The 13,843-nt window shown below is 62.8% G+C and carries 7 protein-coding genes; 1 reads left to right on the top strand and 6 read right to left on the bottom strand.

Annotated features, from left to right (window positions below; translation table 11 throughout):
• Together QF015_RS20700 and QF015_RS20695 are read right to left on the bottom strand one after the other, a co-directional pair.
• The coding region (locus tag QF015_RS20700) for a DUF7507 domain-containing protein (RefSeq protein ID WP_429390607.1) at positions 1-6,686 on the bottom strand (6,686 nt) is incomplete at its 3' end.
• 278 nt (positions 6,687-6,964) lie between these two features.
• The gene (locus QF015_RS20695; protein WP_429390606.1) at positions 6,965-8,614 is read right to left on the bottom strand and encodes an RNA polymerase sigma factor; all 1,650 of its coding nucleotides are present in this window, start codon (positions 8,612-8,614) and stop codon (positions 6,965-6,967) included.
• 144 nt (positions 8,615-8,758) lie between these two features.
• Between QF015_RS20695 and QF015_RS20690 the strand changes: the two genes are divergently transcribed.
• On the top strand, positions 8,759-9,346 hold the full coding sequence (locus QF015_RS20690; RefSeq protein WP_429390605.1) for a DUF7507 domain-containing protein: 588 nt from the start codon (positions 8,759-8,761) through the stop codon (positions 9,344-9,346).
• On the opposite strand, the gene QF015_RS20685 is transcribed toward QF015_RS20690, so the two are convergent.
• From QF015_RS20685 to QF015_RS20670, 4 genes are all read right to left on the bottom strand, one after another.
• On the bottom strand, positions 9,343-9,699 hold the full coding sequence (locus QF015_RS20685; RefSeq protein ID WP_310203660.1) for a GNAT family N-acetyltransferase: 357 nt from the start codon (positions 9,697-9,699) through the stop codon (positions 9,343-9,345). The two genes, QF015_RS20690 and QF015_RS20685, sit on opposite strands and share 4 nt — an antisense overlap.
• The gene (locus QF015_RS20680; RefSeq protein WP_429390604.1) at positions 9,696-11,054 is read right to left on the bottom strand and encodes an acyltransferase family protein; all 1,359 of its coding nucleotides are present in this window, start codon (positions 11,052-11,054) and stop codon (positions 9,696-9,698) included. The genes QF015_RS20685 and QF015_RS20680 overlap by 4 nt, the downstream gene beginning before the upstream one ends.
• Positions 11,055-11,152: 98 nt before the next feature.
• Positions 11,153-12,361: a M20 family metallopeptidase gene (locus tag QF015_RS20675; RefSeq protein WP_429390603.1), complete on the bottom strand. Its 1,209-nt coding sequence runs from the start codon at positions 12,359-12,361 to the stop codon at positions 11,153-11,155.
• A complete protein-coding gene (locus tag QF015_RS20670; protein ID WP_429390602.1) occupies positions 12,358-13,824 on the bottom strand; it encodes an MFS transporter in 1,467 nt (488 codons plus the stop codon). The genes QF015_RS20675 and QF015_RS20670 overlap by 4 nt, the downstream gene beginning before the upstream one ends.
• Positions 13,825-13,843: the final 19 nt, after the last annotated feature.

Genomic DNA, 13,843 nt, shown 5'->3' with positions numbered 1-13,843 from the left:
GCCGAGAGACCAGCCAGCGGATCCGCGATGGACACGTTGGTCAGGGTGACGTTGCCCGCGTTCTTCGAGGTGAAGGTGTACGTGATGACGTCACCAACCTTTGAAGGATCCTGGACAGCCGAAGCATCCGCGGACTTCGTGAACTCCATCGCCGGCGCCGGGGTCAACGGAGTGTCCGTGGTTCCCGGAGGAGGCGTCACCGGAGGACCGGTGGGAGGAGTTCCCGTAGTGGTTGCAGCGTTCGCCACGTGACCGGCGTCGATATCCGCCTGAGTGATGGCGTACGTTGCCGTAGCCGTCACCGTTTGGCCCGGCAACAACTCGCCCGGAGTACCCGGCCAGGTGTAGGTCAGCGCCGAGAGACCAGCCAGCGGATCCGCGATGGACACGTTGGTCAGGGTGACGTTGCCCGCGTTCTTCGAGGTGAAGGTGTACGTGATGACGTCACCAACCTTTGAAGGATCCTGGACAGCCGAAGCATCCGCGGACTTCGTGAACTCCATCGCCGGCGCCGGGGTCAACGGAGTGTCCGTGGTTCCCGGAGGAGGCGTCACCGGAGGACCGGTGGGAGGAGTTCCCGTAGTGGTTGCAGCGTTCGCCACGTGACCGGCGTCGATATCCGCCTGAGTGATGGCGTACGTTGCCGTAGCCGTCATCGTTTGGCCCGGCAACAACTCGCCCGGAGTACCCGGCCAGCTGTACGTCAGAGCCGAGAGACCAGCCAGCGGATCGGTGATCGTGACGTTCTTCAGCGTCACGTTACCCGTGTTCTTCGCGGAGAAGGCATACGTGATGACGTCGCCAACCTTGGAAGGATCCTGGATTGCGGAGTCATCCGCAGACTTGCTGAACTCCATCGCCGGCTTCGGGGTCAACGGCGTGTCCGTCGTTCCCGGAGGAGGCGTCACCGGAGGACCGGTGGGAGGAGTACCAGTAGTAGTCGCAGCATTGGCGACGTGACCGGCGTCGATATCAGCCTGGGTAATCGCATACGTTGCCGTAGCGGTCACCGTCTGCCCCGGCAGCAACTCGCCCGGAGTACCCGGCCAGACGTACTCGAGGGCGGACAAACCGGCCAGCGGGTCCGAGATGGACACGTTGGTGAGGTTGACGTTGCCGGTGTTCTTCGCTGTGAACGTGTAGGTGATCTCGTCACCTGCAACGGACGGGTCCTGGACAGCGGAGGCGTCAGCCGTCTTGGTGAACTGCATCGCCGGAGCCGGGGTCAACGGAGTATCCGTCGTTCCCGGAGGAGGCGTGACCGGCGGACCAACAGGCGGAGTGCCCGAGGTGGTTGCCGCGTTCACCACGTGGCCTGCATTGATGTCAGCCTGGGTGATGGCGTACGTTGCCGTAGCGGTCACCGTCTGACCCGGCTGCAACTCGCCCGGGGTACCCGGCCAGGTGTAGGCCAGTGCCGACAGACCAGCCAAAGGATCGTCAATGGTGACGTTCTTCAGCGTGACATTGCCGGAGTTCTTCGCCGTGAAGCTGTAGGTGATCAAGTCACCAACAACGGCAGGTTTCTGAATGGCAGAGGCATCCGAGCTCTTGGTGAACTCCATGGCCGGAGCCGGGGTCAACGGGGTGTCCGTGGTTCCCGGAGGAGGCGTCACCGGAGGACCGGTGGGAGGAGTTCCCGTAGTGGTTGCAGCGTTCGCCACGTGACCGGCGTCGATATCCGCCTGGGTGATGGCGTACGTTGCCGTAGCCGTCACCGTTTGGCCCGGCAACAACTCGCCGGGGGTTCCCGGCCAGCTGTATTCCAGTGCCGAGAGGCCCGGCAGGGGGTCGTTGATGACCACACCGGTGAGCTTCACGTTGCCCGTGTTCTTGGAGGTGAACGTGTAGGTGATCTCGTCACCCACAACAGACGGGTCCTGGATTGCCGAAGCATCCGCCGACTTGGTGAACTCCATGGCCGGAGCCGGAGTCAGCGGGGTATCAGTACCAGCCGGGGGCGGCGTCACCGGAGGACCAACCGGCGGGGTGCCGGTAGTGGTTGCCGTGTTCGCGACGTGGCCCGCATTGATGTCAGCTTGGGTAATCGCGTACGTTGCCGTAGCCGTCACCGTCTGGCCGGGCAGGAGGGTTCCTGCCGCGTCCGGCCATGTGTACGTCAGAGCCGAGAGACCAGCCAGCGGATCCGTAATGGACACGTTGGTCAACGGGACGTTGCCCGCGTTCTTCGCCGTGAAGCTGTAGACGATCCGATCGCCCACTACTGAAGGGTCCTGAACACCGGAGGCATCAGCCGATTTGCTGAATTCCATGGCCGGAGCCGGAGTCAGCGGGGTATCAGTACCAGCCGGGGGCGGCGTCACCGGAGGACCAACCGGCGGGGTGCCGGTAGTGGTTGCCGTGTTCGCGACGTGGCCCGCATTGATGTCAGCTTGGGTAATCGCGTACGTTGCCGTAGCGGTCACCGTCTGACCCGGCAGCAACTCTCCCGGAGTACCCGGCCAGGTGTATTCCAGTGCCGAGAGGCCCGGCAGGGGGTCGTTGATGACCACACCGGTGAGCTTCACGTTGCCCGTGTTCTTGGAGGTGAACGTGTAGGTGATCTCGTCACCCACAACAGACGGGTCCTGGATTGCCGAAGCATCCGCCGACTTGGTGAACTCCATGGCCGGAGCCGGGGTCAACGGCGTATCCGTCGTTCCCGGAGGAGGCGTCACCGGAGGGCCGGTGGGAGGAGTTCCCGTAGTGGTTGCAGCGTTCGCCACGTGACCGGCGTCGATATCAGCCTGCGTGATGGCATACGTTGCCGTAGCCGTCACCGACTGGCCCGGAAGCAACTCGCCCGGAGTACCCGGCCAGCTGTAGGTCAGAGCCGAGAGACCAGCCAGCGGGTCATTGATGACCACACCAGTGAGCTTCACGTTGCCGGTGTTCTTCGAGGTGAACGTGTAGGTGATCTGGTCGCCCACAAGAGACGGATCCTGAATGTCGGACGCGTCTGCCGACTTGGTGAACTCCAAGGCGGGGCCAGGAGTCAGTGGGGTGTCTGTACCAGCCGGAGGAGGCGTGACCGCGGGACCGATGGGCGGAGTACCCGTAGTGGTCGCAACGTTCGCAACATGCCCGGCGTCGATATCAGCCTGCGTGATGGCGTACGTCGCCGTAGCCGTCACCGACTGGCCCGGAAGCAGTTCACCTGCAGTGCCGGGCCATGTGTAAACCAACGGCGAAAGACCGGCCAGCGGGTCATCAATGACCACACCAGTGAGCTTCACGTTGCCCGTGTTCTTGGACGTGAACGTGTAGGTGATCTTGTCACCCACAACAGACGGGTTCTGGATGTCCGAAGCATCAGCTGACTTGCTGAACTCCATGGCCGGGGCCGTCGTCAGCGGAGTATCGGTGGTTCCCGGAGGAGGCGTCACCGCGGGACCGATGGGCGGAGTACCCGTAGTGGTCGCAACGTTCGCAACATGCCCGGCGTCGATATCAGCCTGCGTGATGGCGTACGTCGCCGTAGCCGTCACCGACTGGCCCGGAAGCAGTTCACCTGCAGTGCCGGGCCATGTGTAAACCAACGGCGAAAGACCGGCCAGCGGGTCATCAATGACCACACCGGTGAGCTTCACGTTGCCCGTGTTCTTGGACGTGAACGTGTAGGTGATCTTGTCACCCACAACAGACGGGTTCTGGATGTCCGAAGCATCAGCTGACTTGCTGAACTCCATGGCCGGGGCCGTCGTCAGCGGAGTATCGGTGGTTCCCGGAGGAGGCGTCACCGGCGGACCAACAGGCGGAGTGCCCGTAGTGGTCGCTGCATTGGCGACATGACCGGCGTCGATATCAGCCTGGGTGATGGTGTACGTTGCCGTAGCCGTCACGGTCTGGCCCGGAAGCAGTTCACCAGGAGTTCCCGGCCAGGTGTAAACCAGAGCTGAGAGGCCAACCAGGGGATCGTTGATGGACACGTTGGTCAGCGGAACGTTGCCGGTGTTCTTGGAGGTGAACGTGTAGGCGATCAGGTCACCCACAACCGACGGATCCTGAATGCCCGAAGCGTCCGCGGACTTGCTGAACTCCATGGCCGGAGCTGAGGTCAGCGGAGTATCCGTGGTTCCCGGAGGAGGCGTCACCGGAGGACCAACAGGCGGGGTGCCCGTAGTGGTTGCCGAGTTCGCCACATGACCGGCCGTGATATCAGCCTGCGTGATGGCGTACGTTGCCGTAGCCGTCACGGTCTGTCCCGGAAGCAACTCGCCCGGAGTACCCGGCCAGCTGTAGGTCAGAGCCGAGAGACCAGCCAAAGGATCGCTGATGGACACGTTGGTCAACGGGACGTTACCGGTGTTCTTCGAGGTGAACGTGTAGGCGATCAGGTCACCCACAACCGACGGATCCTGAATGCCCGAAGCGTCCGCGGACTTGCTGAACTCCATGGCCGGAGCCGTAGTCAGCGGGGTATCAGTACCAGCCGGAGGCGGCGTGACCGCGGGACCGATGGGCGGAGTACCAGTGGTGGTCGCCGTGTTGGCGACGTGACCGGCGTTGATGTCAGCCTGCGTGATGGCGTACGTTGCCGTAGCCGTCACCGTCTGGCCGGGCAGGAGCGTTCCTGCAACACCGGGCCAGTTGTAAGTCAGAGCAGACAGGCCAGCCAACGGATCGTTGATGGACACGTTGGTCAGGGATACATTGCCCGTGTTCGTGGAAGTGAACGTGTAGGTGATCTGGTCACCCACGACGGACGGGTCTTGGATATCCGAGGCATCGGCAGACTTGCTGAACTCCATGGCCGGAGCCGGGGTCAGCGGGGTATCAGTACCTGCAGGCGGCGGGGTGACAGGAGGACCTGTCGGAGGATTACCTGTGGTGGTGGCAAGGTTGGCCACGTGTCCTGCATCGATGTCCGCCTGGGTGATGGCGTAGGTGGCCATGGCCGTCACGGTTTCACCAGGCAGCAAAGTGCCCGGAGTTCCCGGCCAGCTGTAAATCAGTGCAGACAAGCCTGCCAGGGGGTCATTGATGGTGACACCGGTCAGCGGCACGTTGCCCGTGTTGGTGGACGTGAACGTGTAGGTGATCTGGTCACCCACAACAGACGGATCCTGGATGTCTGAAGAGTCAGCGGACTTGGTGAATTCCAATTCGGGTGCCGGAACGGCCGTGTTGGTGAGAACACAGCTGATATCGGCGCCAGCAACAGGCGCCAAGGAGTAAGCAGCATCTACGACCGCTCCGTTGGGCAGGTCAGGCTGCAGACCGTTGGCGTCAACACAGGTGATCACCTTGCTGTAACCGGAGAGGTTGGTACCCGACTCCGTCAGGTAATAGGTTGCACCCGCGTTGGCGACGTATTCGCCGGTGGTACCCGTGCCCGCAGTAACAGTCGAACCCGTACCGGTTGTGGTGGCGTTGGCACTGTTGCTGACAACATGTCCCGTAGCCGAGCCGGTGCGGATCTGGGTGGTGAACTGATCCGAATCCATCAGGCGGGACGCATCCAGAGCCTTGGTCAGTTCGAGGCGCGGAGCCTTGACGATCAGAGTGGCGTTGGCCGGCGGGTTCAGGTTGGTGACGATGTTGGCGGGTCCGTTGATGTATGTCCCCTCAGCCGCGGCAGTAACATCCACGGTGATGGTGCAGGACGTCATGCCCAGAGCCATGTCCCCACCGGTGACGGAGATGGTGTTACCGCCGGCTACCGCCGTACGCACCAACGGGTTGGTTCCCGCGGCCTGCACACAGGTACCGCCAATGTTTGGCGTCCCTGCGACAACGACTCCAGCCGGGAGGGTGTCCGTAATGAACCAGTCGTTCTTCGCCTTGAGATCATCGGTGTTCGTGACGGTCAGGGTAACCGTGGAGGTTCCGCCTGGTCCGATCAGCGAAGGTGTGAAGGACTTGTCCACTTGGGGAGTAACGTCAACAATCTGCGGCATATCAAAGGCAACGTCGTTGCCCGCTCCGCTGGTTGCTTCGTTCCTCAGCTCCAGGCCGAGGGAAGGCGTGGTCCCCGCCGGAATCTGGTAGGCAGCGGACTGGAGCTTGGTGACCTGGACCTTTGCTAGGTTGCTGCCGCCACAGGGATCGAGTCCGGTGCTGAGAACCTGGCGTGTCCCGTTGATGAGGAGGCTGAAGGTCTCGCTTGCGTGCGTGGCCTGGCAGTTCACCTGGGCAAAGTAGCCGGACACAGCGTAGTAGTGCCCCGCGATCGCGGGAATGGTGTTGGCCTGGGTGCGGAACTGGACACCGGGGGTGATGGTTCCGGTGGGCTTGTTGGTGTATTCCGACAAGGACTGGTTATTGGCGGCCTGCGCGGCCGTCTGCCCCTGCGCCAGGCCCAACGCGATGGACATCTGCTGGATCTGGCCCCAGCCGGCGGGCTGGTTGTTGGTACAGCCTGCGTCGGACGTGGGAAGCGGCGTGACCGAGTTTAGTATCCAGCCATTGCACTGTCCTCCCGCCGGCGTGTAGGGCGTGTCCGCCGTATAGGTTTCGTTGGCGGCGGCAGGGCCACCGGTGTAGTTCAGGATGCTGATGGCACCGGCAGTAGCATTCTGGTTGGAGAAGTCTTCTGCGTAAACGGGTGTTCCTGGTTGGGCTACCCCAGGCGAACCTGGTGTAGTAGCGAGGGAAGGTGGTGCCAGCGCACCGCCCACCCCCAGCGACATAATCGCTGTGGCGACAACAGCCGCCAACAGCTTTTGTGGACGTGTATGTTTCATGGACTCGCTTTTCTTGGTCACGCAAGAGACCGGCTCACAGAAGCGAACCGGCGTCGAGCTAGGCTACTCGCCAGTACTCCAGTGGGTGGGGCCGGCTTTTCGTGACGCGAAAACCCCCAAGAATTTGAAAATGTTTAGAAGGGTCCGCGAAGGACACCGCGCAGTTGTTTGACGTCAGTGAAATTTACGGCTCGCGAGGCACCACTATGCGGGCGCACTAAAGAGGGCAGGCGCAACTGGTCGTGTCAGTGCGTTGAGGTCTACGGGCGTCTGGGGTCCTAGTTGAAGGTGTTGGTGAAGTTCTTGGTAATGACGCCCTGCCCCGAGAACCGATAGTTCAACGTTCCACTCACGGCGGAAGCAGGCATGACAATTTCCAGAGTGAACGCGAGGTCGTCGCTGGTCAACGAGGCCGTGGTGCATCGGATCTGACGGTCGCCTGCGGAGACGCCGGTGCAGGTCCACCCCGCGGGAGCAAGAGTCCTTCCCGACTGGAAGGTTGCTTGGTCCGGAAGAATGAAATCCACTTGGCCTGTTATGGGAGTGCCCTGCCCTTGAAGCGAGAACTGCACCTGCAGCTTCCGTTCGGTGGGGTTGGCTCCTTGAGCGGCCGAGAACGTCGCGTCAACCGTTTGGGTCGCGGGTCCAGCGGGTGGCGCAGCTGCCGACGACGGCGCGAGGGTCACCGTGCCGGAGTCCACCACGACAGGGTTCCGCGGCGGCACCGCCACTGGCGGAATCACGACGGCGGGACGCTCCGGCGCTGCTTCCACCGGCGCGACGGCCGGTGGAGCCGCGGACGGACTCACGTCGGCAGGAAGCTCCAGTGTTGTTGGGGACGCGATGGGACTTGACGGCGCAGGTGCCCCCGGCGTTTCCTGAGCCGGCGGGAGATCGGACACGGCCTCGGACGTGACAGCAGACTGCGAAGCCTGCCCCGGCTGAAGGAACCACGCGAGGGTACCGGCCAATGCCCCGGAGACCACCACGATGGCAGCCGTCAGCTTCCACCCATTGCTGACGCCACGGATCCCGTGGCCAGCCATGGTGCCCGTCACGGCGGTGCTTCCCGAGCCCGTGGCCGCGCCTGTTGCCGGGCCACCGAACCCGAGTGCCGCCGCGGCAGCCGGGGTAAAAGTGATTCCGGTGAGCAGAGGGAACAGGATGGACCGCATGCCACCTTGGATGTCATTGAGTTCAATCAGCAGAGCCGTACACTTGGCGCAGCTTTCCAAGTGGTTGCCAACCTTTTCCTTCGACGTACGCTTCAGGGCTTTGCGTGCGTACTTCCCCAGTTGACTGGCATATTCGTCGCAGGCTTCGTCGACCGTTCTGCTGATGTGCTGTTGCAGGTACGCCTGGCGCAGACCTTCCCTCGCCCTCAGGGCCAACGCCGAAACGCCGTTGGGGGTAAGGCCCACAAAGGGCGCGGCCGCTGCCGGCTTCAGCCCTTCGATATCCAGGTGCCAAAGAACAGCCTGCCAACGCTCGGGCAGCGATTTGAAGGCCTTGGCCATCATGCTCGACTCGAGGTCGCTGAGAAGGTGGTCTTTGTCCACCACAGGTGCGTCGAGGATCGCATCGTCATCGGCGGTGGGCGTGCGTCGGGCTTTGCGGTTCCGATCGTGGGCCGTACGACGCACGATCGTAAGAAGGTAGGACCGGAAGAACTCTTCCGGTCCCTTTCCTTCCCTCAGCAACTGGAAAATGGTGGCGAAAGACTCGGCCACCACATCATCTGCGTCACTGGGATTGTCCGTCTGGGACCGGGCCACGGATTGGGCTACCTTCATGTGCCGCTGATACAGCACATCGAACGCATCAGTGATGCCTTGGCGCACCAAAGAAATGATCTGGGGATCGCTGCCCGCGGCGATCGCCGAAGCTGGCATCGACCCATCGGCCCTCACCGCAAATACTTGATCCATAAACAATAGTGTGACATCACAAGCCGCGTGACTTGAATCGGGCGCCGCGGACCTGTAGAGAACTTTGCTTTTCGCATCACGATTCCGTCCCTGGTCGCACTTCTAAACATGACCCTCCCAAACCCAGGTGCGAATCGAGGAACCATGGACGTCCGCAGCTCCGGCCCCTTCCTGAAAAGGATGCGTGCTGTCCACAAGAATGTAAGCCAGCAACACAGCGCAGTCGTCCGCGGTTTGCCGCCCCTCCGATCGGCCCCGCTGTACCGCAAGAAGAACGCGGGGCGTGTCGTACTCGTCTACGAAGCGGACAGGCCAGTGGCCATTCCGGGCGATACCGTCACCTTTACAGCGTGGATCACCAATGACTCCGCAAGCCATCTGCGGGACGTCACACTGGCTCCCCGCTCGTTCACCAACGAGGGCATGGATTTGCTCAATTACACGTCGGAACCCGAAGAGCGCGACCTCCGGATTCACCGCTTGGCTCCGGGTGAATCCGTGATGCGGAGCTTTTCCTACCTGGTGACAGACGCCGACCATATCCACGGTGGAAGCCTGGTCAGCGCGATGCAGGTCCATGCAACGTGCCGCGGCCGGATTGTCTCCGATGAGAACGATGCAATGGTGTCCCTCAGCGGCGTGCGGAACGACTGGCCTTTTCCGTCGGACAGGCTGGGCCCGTCACGGAGGCGCAGGAAGGATATGGATCAGCAACTGCCCTTGCGGGCCTAGTCGTTGTCCGGGTCGCCCACGGGTTTCTCGGCAGGCCAATCGACGTCCTGCTCATAGCCTTCGTGCTTTTTCAGGTACGCGGCGATGTATGGGCAATGCGGGATGATGCGCTTGCCGGACGCCACGACGTCGTCCAAAGCGAAATGGGCCAGCACTTTGGCGAGTCCTTGGCCGTTGAACTGGGGCTTCGTCTCGGTGTGGATGAAGTCAATGTGACCGGGCCGGTCAAGAAACTGGGAGATCACGGCCAGCTCGCCGTCTACGTGAAGCTCATAGCGGTGGAATTTATCGTTGCGCACCGTAGTGACGCCAGGGCGGAACGACTCTGCCAGTGAATCCGTGTACTCGGTCATGGTTCGAGATTGGCACTAAAACCTGGCTCTGGCAACGTGGGCCCGTGACTGCTGCGCTGCGCCGGGAACTTCACTGCGAACGCTGGCGGCAGCACCGGCGTCGGAACCCGGCCAAGCAAGAGGACGGAGAGGGCGAAGCACGCCGCTCCCCCACCCAGCAAGGCGAGCGTCAAACCGTTGAACGCGGCGTCTGCCACCGGGATCAAAACAACGACGGCGGCCGTCACCACCGCGGTACGCGAGGGACCCCGGGCGTGGCTGGCCGCCGTCGGACGGTTCTCCAGCCGGCCAAAAAGCCAGACCACCGGCACCAGCAAGGCGACCACGGCAAAGAACACGGGGATTCTCGCCCACCACCACTCGGCGGTGCCGGCCAAGGGCTTGGGCACATCGGTGAGCAGCAACAGCCCGGACATGCCCACCAGCAGCGGCAGATGCCAAAGGTAGACCGTCATGGATCTGCGGCCGGCCACGGCAATGATCTTCTGAACCCACCCGACTCCCGCCAGCCATGTGATGCCGCCATGGAGCAACTGAAGTGTTGCGGCCTGCGAGATGCCCAACAGCAGCAAGCACAGATTGGGCGGGTTGATATTCACCACCATGTTTCCCGGGTAGACAGCCACGCCGGTCACCAGCCCCAGCACCAGGTTGCTGGAAACAATGGCCCCCACCAGCCAGGTGCGGCTGCGGCGCTCGAAGAAGCCGTCGGCCATGAAGAAGCCCAACTGCTGGACAGCGCACCATACGAAGATCAGATTGGTAAACGCGAGTACGGGAAGCGCACCCCGAAGTGAGTCGATGGTGATGATCGCTGCCACCAACGCGGCGAAGGTCAGCAACGGTGCATGTTCGTGCAACCGGGCCATCAGCGGGACGCTGAGTTGCGCGGTGAGATAGGCGGCCAAGAACCACAGCGGCATGGCGGCACCGGCGGCCATGAGCTGGATGACTTGCGGGTGGACGCCAAGCAGGAGTGCCAGCCAAAGCCCTCCCCACATGACAGCAAGCAACGCCATTGCCGGGCGGACCAGCCGCAGAAGCCGGAGCTGCGCGAAAGCGAACCCCGTTCCGCCACGGGCTCTTAGTCGTCGCCACGATTCCAGGCCCGTGACACCGCCGAGGACGAAGAACAACGGAACGATCATGAGCCCCCAGGCCACCGGGGTGAACCATCCCTGATCCATGAGCACGTTATCCGTGGTGACCGTCCCGCCTTTGAGCAGGGCCGGGCTGACCATCATGCAATGCGCAGCCACCACAAGGAGCAGGCAGGTGAACCGGACAAGGTCGATCGCCGGATCCCTTCGCACCACCGGCGCCGGGCTGACCACAGGAAACGCGTCCCTCTCCATGGTTCTCCCTACCAGGCACGCACCTGCGTGCTGACTCCATTGTCCGCCCGGTCGGGTGACGGGGCCAGCGGGCAGTTGCGGACAAGGGGATACCTGGGCTAGTCCCCCGCGCTCCGGAACAGCCGTTTTCGCATCTCCGTGTCCGTTACGGCTGCACAGGCCGCCGCTGCCATACCGAACGACCCGTCCAGAATCGCTGCGTCAGCTCCGGCGGACGCACCGAAGGCTGCGAAGTCAGCGGTGTGATGGGCGGCGCCCCGCACGTCGTAACCGACCATTGGATGGATGGCCGGCACCACCTGGGAGACATTGCCCATGTCGGTGGACGCCACAGGATCGGCGTTGAAGGCAACGTCCCTTCCCTTGGCTTGCATCGCTTCCCGGTATGCGTGCGACAGGAACGCATCCTGGCGCAACTCCGCATAGTCGTTGCCCTTCCGGGTCACCTGCAGGATGCAGCCGCTCGCGTGGGCTCCGGCTTCCAAGCAGCGCCGTACTTTGTCCTGGATGATGCGCAGTTGATCAATGCCGGGCGCCCGCATTTCCACACTCGCCCGGGTGCGCTCGGGAATGACGTTGACGGCGCTTCCGCCTTCGGTCACGATCAGCGAAACAATCGAACCCACCGGGAGTTGCTGCCGGGCCAGGGCAATGGCCAGCTGCGCGACAACGAGCGCATCCAACGCATTGACGCCTTCCGAGGGCGCTGCCGCCGCGTGTGCCGGACGGCCTTCGAAGAGTACATCCCACATCGACATCGCCAACGACGAGCCACCCACTACATCGGCTGCGCCGGCGTGGACCATCATGGCCAGTGAGACGTCGTCGAAGAAGCCGGCCTCAATGAGGTCCACTTTGCCTCCGGTGGTCTCTTCGGCCGGCGTCCCCAGGACCTTGACGGTGATGTCCAGCTGCCCGGCCACGGCAGCCAGCGCCAGCGCAGCCCCCACCGCGCTGGCAGCGTTCACGTTATGTCCACAGGCGTGCCCGATCTCCGGCAAAGCATCGTATTCAACGCAAAGTGCCACCACCAATTGGCCCGAGCCGAAGCGCGCACTGAAAGCTGTGGGCTGCTCCGGTTGTTCTTCGTCGAAGGTGAAACCAGCCTTGCGGAGCACCCTACGGACGCGTTTCACAGCACGGAATTCCTGACCGCCAAGCTCCGGATCGGCGTGGATGGCGTGGCTAAGGTCAAGAATGTCCGATTTCCATCGCAGCACTTCGCTGTCCAGCGCGGCGTGGATATCGCCTTGGGAGGGAAGCACGACGCCGGATCCCAGGGTCCCGCTGTTCAGCCCGGCGATCATGCCGTCACCTCCGCGGCAGATCGCTTCGGGTACCGGGCACTGGCCGCAGCAGCGACCAGAGCGGCGACAGCCAAGGCTCCCCAAATGGTCAACAACCCGGTTTCCGTGATGCGTCCGGACTCGACTGACGCTGACGATAACAACTTCACCACGGCCGCTCCCACTGCGATGCCTACGGACAATGCCAGTTCGTTGAGCCCCGCGGCCGTTGAGGTCTCCTCCACGGGGACGCCTTCGACGGACAGCGAGCGGGTGCCTGCCTGGTACATTCCCAAGCTCAGGTTGAACATGGCAAAGCCGAGGCAATATCCGGCAAAGGAGGCATGGGCGAGCATCATGACCAGGAAGCCTGCGGCCAACAAGACGCCGGCAAAGACCAGCGTGGCCCGCTCACCGAACCGTCGCAAAGCCCGCGCTGTCAGCAGCGAGGAAACCAGCGAAAGCACCGATGCCAGGGCAAGGACGACCGCGATCATCAGCGGGCTGAGGGCGAACCCGTAGCCTGTCTTGTCCGGGTTGGAGTGCAGGAAGATGCCGTTGGTGCCGAAGTAGCTGATGGAAGCGAATCCGAAGAAGAACGTTGCCACGGAGATGGCGCGGATCCTCGGAGTGGCCAGCATGCGCAGGTCCATGAACCGCTGCCCGGCGGCACCGCTGTAGTCGCGCTTTGCCCAGAAGGCCAGGAGACCGAGTCCCAGCAGACCGGCTGCGATGGTGCGTGGATCCAGCCAACCCCATTCCGGTGCCATCGAGAGCGCCACAACAAAGCCAATAAGGCCCAGCGAGCATGCCAGCAACGGCGCAAGGGCGATGCCCTCACGAGTCGGGACCCCGGCGTCGGGCAGTAAGAACGAACAGACAGAAGCGATCACTGCGAACGGAACGGCCACCCAGAACCCGAGCGTAGGGTCGGTGACGCCAACAATGCCTGCAAGCAGCCCACCAGCTCCCACCATGATCATGAGCATGCCGATCACGACGCTCACACCTGTGCGGGTATGGGCCGGGCTGGTGACGCGGAGGATCCCCATCATCAGAGGGATAAAGCCCACTACGCAGGTGAGCATGACAACGCCCACCGTCACTGTCCACAGCGATGGCCACAATGCCATCTGCAGCACTCCAACAGTCACCACACCCGTGGACCACCGCAGGACGAGCCGGTAGCCGTAGCTGTCGCCAAGCCGCGAAATGATGGGGGTCAGGACGGCGAAGCTGACGTTGGAGATGAGGAAAATGCCGTTGATGGTGGGATCGTCAATCTCGAAAATCGGTCCCAGCGCGGGCAGGATCGGATTCAGGTACCCCTGCGTTACGCCGCTGAGCGATTCGATGAGTGCCATTGCCAGGATCATGCCTGCGATGGTCCTGCGCGTGATGGCCGGTGTCGCAGGTGGTGCTGTCTTGCTTGCCATGAGCTTCCTTGAGTCCGGGGCGGTTTCGCCGGTAGTGATGCGAGTCACAACGCTAAGGCTTTCGATT

The organism is Paenarthrobacter sp. TE4293, from assembly GCF_050435325.1.
Classification (GTDB): Bacteria; Actinomycetota; Actinomycetes; order Actinomycetales; family Micrococcaceae; genus Arthrobacter; species Arthrobacter nitroguajacolicus_C.
Note: the sequence above shows the minus strand (reverse complement) of the source record. Positions and strands in the feature narration are given on the sequence as shown.

Coding starts and splice junctions, on each gene's coding strand:
- QF015_RS20675 (WP_429390603.1), bottom strand. CDS start 12,361: ATGATCGCCGGGCTGAACAGCGGGACCCTGGGATCCGGCGTCGTGCTT.
- QF015_RS20690 (WP_429390605.1), top strand. CDS start 8,759: ATGGACGTCCGCAGCTCCGGCCCCTTCCTGAAAAGGATGCGTGCTGTC.
- QF015_RS20685 (WP_310203660.1), bottom strand. CDS start 9,699: ATGACCGAGTACACGGATTCACTGGCAGAGTCGTTCCGCCCTGGCGTC.
- QF015_RS20680 (WP_429390604.1), bottom strand. CDS start 11,054: ATGGAGAGGGACGCGTTTCCTGTGGTCAGCCCGGCGCCGGTGGTGCGA.
- QF015_RS20695 (WP_429390606.1), bottom strand. CDS start 8,614: ATGGATCAAGTATTTGCGGTGAGGGCCGATGGGTCGATGCCAGCTTCG.